Annotated in this window: 4 protein-coding genes; 2 read left to right on the plus strand and 2 right to left on the minus strand. The window is 59.9% G+C overall.

Translation table 11 applies throughout. From position 1 onward, the window contains the following. Positions 1–334: 334 nt before the first annotated feature. Positions 335–769 carry a PIN domain-containing protein gene (locus ACE3S9_RS14925; RefSeq protein WP_374547271.1) on the plus strand — a complete coding sequence of 145 codons (435 nt, stop codon included), beginning with the start codon at positions 335–337 and terminating at the stop codon, positions 767–769. A gap of 144 nt (positions 770–913) precedes the next feature. Further along, complete coding sequence (locus ACE3S9_RS14930; protein ID WP_374547272.1) at positions 914–1,186, plus strand: hypothetical protein; 273 nt, start codon at positions 914–916, stop codon at positions 1,184–1,186. 388 nt (positions 1,187–1,574) lie between these two features. Here the strand turns inward: ACE3S9_RS14930 and ACE3S9_RS14935 are convergent, their stop codons facing one another. Then, positions 1,575–2,294 carry a hypothetical protein gene (locus ACE3S9_RS14935; protein ID WP_374547273.1) on the minus strand — a complete coding sequence of 240 codons (720 nt, stop codon included), beginning with the start codon at positions 2,292–2,294 and terminating at the stop codon, positions 1,575–1,577. Positions 2,295–2,514: 220 nt separating this feature from the next. Further along, positions 2,515–4,485 carry an acyltransferase family protein gene (locus tag ACE3S9_RS14940; RefSeq protein WP_374547274.1) on the minus strand — a complete coding sequence of 657 codons (1,971 nt, stop codon included), beginning with the start codon at positions 4,483–4,485 and terminating at the stop codon, positions 2,515–2,517. Between the last annotated feature and the right edge of the window lie 332 nt (positions 4,486–4,817).

The following is a 4,817-nucleotide window of genomic DNA, read 5'->3' on the forward strand; positions in this document are numbered from 1 at the left end:
CGACCATTCCCGATCGGTCAGTTCAAAACGCCGACGCGTCATCAAAGCCCCCAGAATCACAGGGAACCTTGAATCATTCTTTCGCGGTCGCGGGAATCCCGTTTATGAGTTTAGGACCTAAGCGCGATGCTCAAAGCAGGGCAGTCGTGGTCAAGCATCGTCGCTGCCACCGGCTGTTCGCGCTCAACGCTTTCGCGGCTCGCGAAACGAGTTGCATGACTGTAGGGCAGAAAACTGCTCGAATATTGGTCGTGGAGGGAGGTTGGGATTCCGGAAGCATCAGTTTAGCGTGCTCCGACGCTAAGCGGATTCGGCGCTGTGCAGCGAAATTTGTTTGAACACCTCTTTCTTCGGTGAAAATATGAACAGCATTGGCTATAAGCGTATTTACCTTGATACTAGCGTCATTGTGCGTCGCCCTGAGATCCTTGCGACAAAGAACAATCGAATTACATTGATAATTCCGAGTATTGTGCACCAAGAGCTAAGTAGGCATAAATCTCAGCTATTTGCCTTGGTCAATAAGGCAGTCGAAGATGGCTTCGCTGTGCTGGAGCCTAGTCCTGTCGAGTTTATTAAAACAGTTGGCGGCCGCATTCACGGCATAGATACTATAATTTTACTACAGGCAGCGAAAGACCAGAAATCTGGCACAGCATTAGCGAGTGACGATCGCGATTTAATTGTAGCCGGGCCGGCGGCGGGCGTTTCGATTATCTCTAGCCAAGCTCTCGTGGAGCTTATGGCTGAAGCTGAATGGCAACAATAATCTCAATTAATAATAAATCTTGTGCAACGAATAAAGACAAAAGCATGGATTATAAGTATCTCTATATCGGCTGTGGCCGCCGCTTGCGGGTATGCGCTATCTTACTCAGCGGAATTAATCAGATTTTTTGTTGAAAACTTTGGCATGGAGCTCACCTTCATCGCCCTGCCTGTTGGAGTTGCATTTTACTCTTTTCGCAGCAGGCTACCCCTCTGGTATGGATTGGCTGAGGTTGTGGTTGGAATGGCGGCGGTTGGGGCAGGCTCACGCAGTTTAGCAACAGTAACGGCTGATGCCAGCAGTGTTTTAGGAATACTGGGCGGGCTGTATATTATCGTGCGCGGGTTGGACAATATGTCTAAAGGCGTTGCCGGCACACCGCTTGCGGTGCCTTTCGGCGTATTGCGAGGTGAGTAAGTTGACCGAAATTATTGTTGCGCCGAAGCGAAAATGTTTGCACTGCATTTTCAACATCCCGGCATCCGGGGAAGTCATAATTGATGTTCGGGTCGCGACACAAAAAGCATTAACTTTTCAAAGCAGCATTTTAGGCCCGAACCACTGATTAATAAATTGATTTTATTGCATTTATTTCAAAGCTATATCGCCCACCATTTCTTTTGCGGAGATTTCGCTGACGCCTCCGATTGGGCAGGGCAGCAAAGAACAGTGCAGGCACAGCATCGCATCTCGGCTCCATGGGCCGCGCCGCTGCCGATCGGGAAGTTGCGGGCGTCGTCGCCATTGCAACCATGGCGCTCGGTCGATACGCATCAGGCGAGATGCCAATCTCCCGAATGAGAGCTCAGATTGTTCGGTCTAGTAGCGTGGTGACTCGCGGAACGGTTTTGAGTGCGTTGGCAAAGGTTTCTGCCCGTGCGACCAGTTCGACGTCCGCGTCGACGACCGTGAACCAACGCTGGCGCTGTACGAGCGCGCGTGATCCATCGGCGCGCGGGACGGACACGTTGATCCGCAACGTCACGATATTCTCAGCTCCGGTCTCGGTCGCCAATCTTTGGTGCATGTGTTGGACGAGCGCACCGTGCTTCATGTGTCGGCCCGGAAAGGTAATAAACGCAATTGCACGGCCTGGCTTCCGCAGGAGTCGAATTTCATTATGCGTGGCATGTTTCCCCGATTCCTGACCAACTCCGTTGTCTGGATCGAGGAAAACGATGTCGGCTCCTTCGAGAGCGCGTCGTTTTCGTGCTCCCCAAACGCCTCGATGATCTCGCGAAGGCATAGGATCTCGGTGGAACAACGTTCCCTGCGGCCAGATGTTCGCTTGTTCCAGTGCAATAATGCTGCGCTCAGGTAAGCTGGCGAGGCCGGCGTGAAGTTCTTGGTCGAGCCGGTTCCATGCTTCTTCGCCACGCCACTCTAAATGTCGCCCATCGGGGCGCCCGTCGTCTCCGGGGGCGTAATACCAGGCTATGCCCAATTTTCGGTCATCCGCGGAAAGGGCTCGCAAAAATGCAAATTTCAGGACGTCGCTCACGTCCCCGGCATATTGGTCGCGCATAATCGAAAATCTCTTTCGGTCGGCTGTGGGCAGAGAAACTTTGTATTGAGCAAACTCAGATCGCTCGAATTCTGGTTGCAGTGATTGAGCGCGACATTTCCAGCAATACCCAGAAAAAGGGGCTACGCGCTACGCGCATCCTTGTTTCTGAGTGCGCCGTTCTCGCTACTCTCGTGGCGGCATTTCCATTTGTGCTATTTCTGTTGGTCGAGAATTGCGCTCACTGTTTTCGTGCACTCTCGGCGTCGATCAACGGGATCAGTTCGCGGGCGATGCGGTCGGACGCCGAATCCGAAATGTGATTGCCGTAGGAATAGAGATAGCGGCCGTCGCGCGCCATCGGGCAGATTCCGCGCGACGCGTCGCATAGAATCGGCGTCGGATCGAAGATCAGAACCTCCGGGCGCCGCGCCGCCAGCCGCGCCATCATTGCACGATAGGCGCGGCTTTCGGCCAGAAACTCGGCGAGCGGACGATCGCAGTGCGTGACCTGGGTGGCGTCGCGCTCCATGCCGAGCAGCCAGCGGATCGGCGGCCAGCCGAGCGCCGCCCGGTCCATGCAGCGGCGCGGGTCGGGCAGGTCCGGATTGTCCAAAGTCACCACGACTTTTCTGCCCTGGCCGAGCAGCATGGCGATTGTGGCGTCGAGCGCTTTTTCCTGCGGCGTCATGACCTGCGGATCGTCCGGCGCCGGATTCCTGAAATAATGCGCCGCGAAGGTCAGCACCACCGTTTCGATTTCGGGATGGTTCGGCAGCGCCTCGGCGATCGCGCGGTTGACGCGGGGGCAGACGCCGGGCGCGGCCGGATCGCCGTCGAGCAGCGGCGGGCAGCCCCAGCGGCCGACCAGACTCCAGCGGCGATCAGGCGAAGAGCCGCGCATCAGGCCCCAGAACAAAGCCTCGCCCTTGCTGTCGCCCCATAGCAAGACCCGCGCGGGGCCGCGCTTGTCGCTGGCGCAGAAGAAGCGGTCGCCGATTGTTTCCGGTGCGACGAGGCAGCGCGCCTCGGTCAGCTCCTTGCCGGCGCCCATGGCGGCGGTCGAAACATCGGCCAGAGGATTCGAGCCGCGCCGGTAATCGAAGCCGCCACGCAGCCAGGTGACGCCCGCGAGGACGAGCAGGGCGGCCATGGCGACGCACAGGACGAGCGCCTTTTCCTTCGCGCGCCGGCCGTTGCGGATTCGTTTTTCGACGAAGAAATAGGTCGCCCAGGCGGCGAGAAGGCTCAGGGCGAGCAGCGCCGCGCGGCTACCCCAGGGCGGCGTTCCGCCCGCCAGAATGTAGGCGTAGGACAGGAAGATCCAGTGCCAGAGATAGAGCGGATAGGAGATCAGCCCGATGCCGACCAGCGGCGCGCGCGCGAGGAACTGGCGATTGACCCAGGCCTTGGGGCCGGCGAAGAGCAGGGCGCCCGCGCCCAGCGTCGGCGCCAGCGCGCGCCATCCGGGAAAGCCCGGCCCCTCGCGCAGCAACAAGGCGGCGGCGACAATGGCGACGATCCCGCCGAGCGAGAGCCAATCGGCGACGCGCGGCGCGGGCCGTTTCGCGGCGGACAGGGCCAGCAGCCCGCCGATCGCCAGCTCCCACAAGCGGCCGAACGGCAGGAAGAAGGCGGCTTCGGGATGCGAGCCGACCAGAGCCAGATTCACGCCGAAAGACAAGATGGCGACGGCCGCAATGGCGGACCAGGCGGCGACCGACCGCCGGGCGCAAAACATCAGCAGCCAGGGCCAGATCAGGTAGAACTGCTCCTCGACGCCCAGCGACCATAGATGCAGCAGAGGCTTGGCGCTGGAGGCGATGTCGAAATAGCCGGATTCGGTCCAGAGCAGGAAATTCGAGACGAACAAGCCGCCGGCCAGAATATGCAGCGCGAGCTGTTTGAATTCGTCGCCGTAGAGGCTGTGCCACGCCAGCCCATAGGCCGCCGCCAGCACCAGCAGCAGAGCCGGAAACAGTCGCAGGACGCGCCGGCGGTAGAAAGTGAGGATCGAGAAGCGGCGCTGGTTCAGCTCGCGGGCGATGATGCCGGTGATGAGATAGCCGGAAATCACGAAAAACACGTCGACGCCGACGAAGCCGCCGGGCGCGAGCGTGGGAAATCCGTGGAAGATCAGCACCGCGAGCACGGCGACGGCGCGCAGGCCGTCGATATCGCGGCGATAGTCCGGGGTTTCGGGGTTTTTCAAAGGGCCTTCGCCTGGCTGCGTCATTCCATGTCACGGCGAATGGGAAACGAAGGCCGCTTCATCGCGTGGGGGCAATTGCAAGCGGGCGCTGTCGTCGCGCCCGGCGGGACGTTACAGGGCCAAGGCGCGAAGGTCGAGGGGCTTTACGCGAGGGGCGAGGCGCGGCCGTGCACCCTTTCCCCGGGGAACGGGGAGAGGGTAGGGGTGAGGGCGCGTGCAAGCGCGCTGACGGCTGATCTTTTTTCCGAACGGACGCGGTTTTCATGCGGGGGCGGACGCGCCGGTGGGGGGGGGCCCCCCCCCCCCCCCCCCCCCCCCCCCCGCGGCGGGGG

Source organism: Rhodoblastus sp., assembly GCF_041915505.1.
GTDB lineage: Bacteria > Pseudomonadota > Alphaproteobacteria > Rhizobiales > Beijerinckiaceae > Rhodoblastus.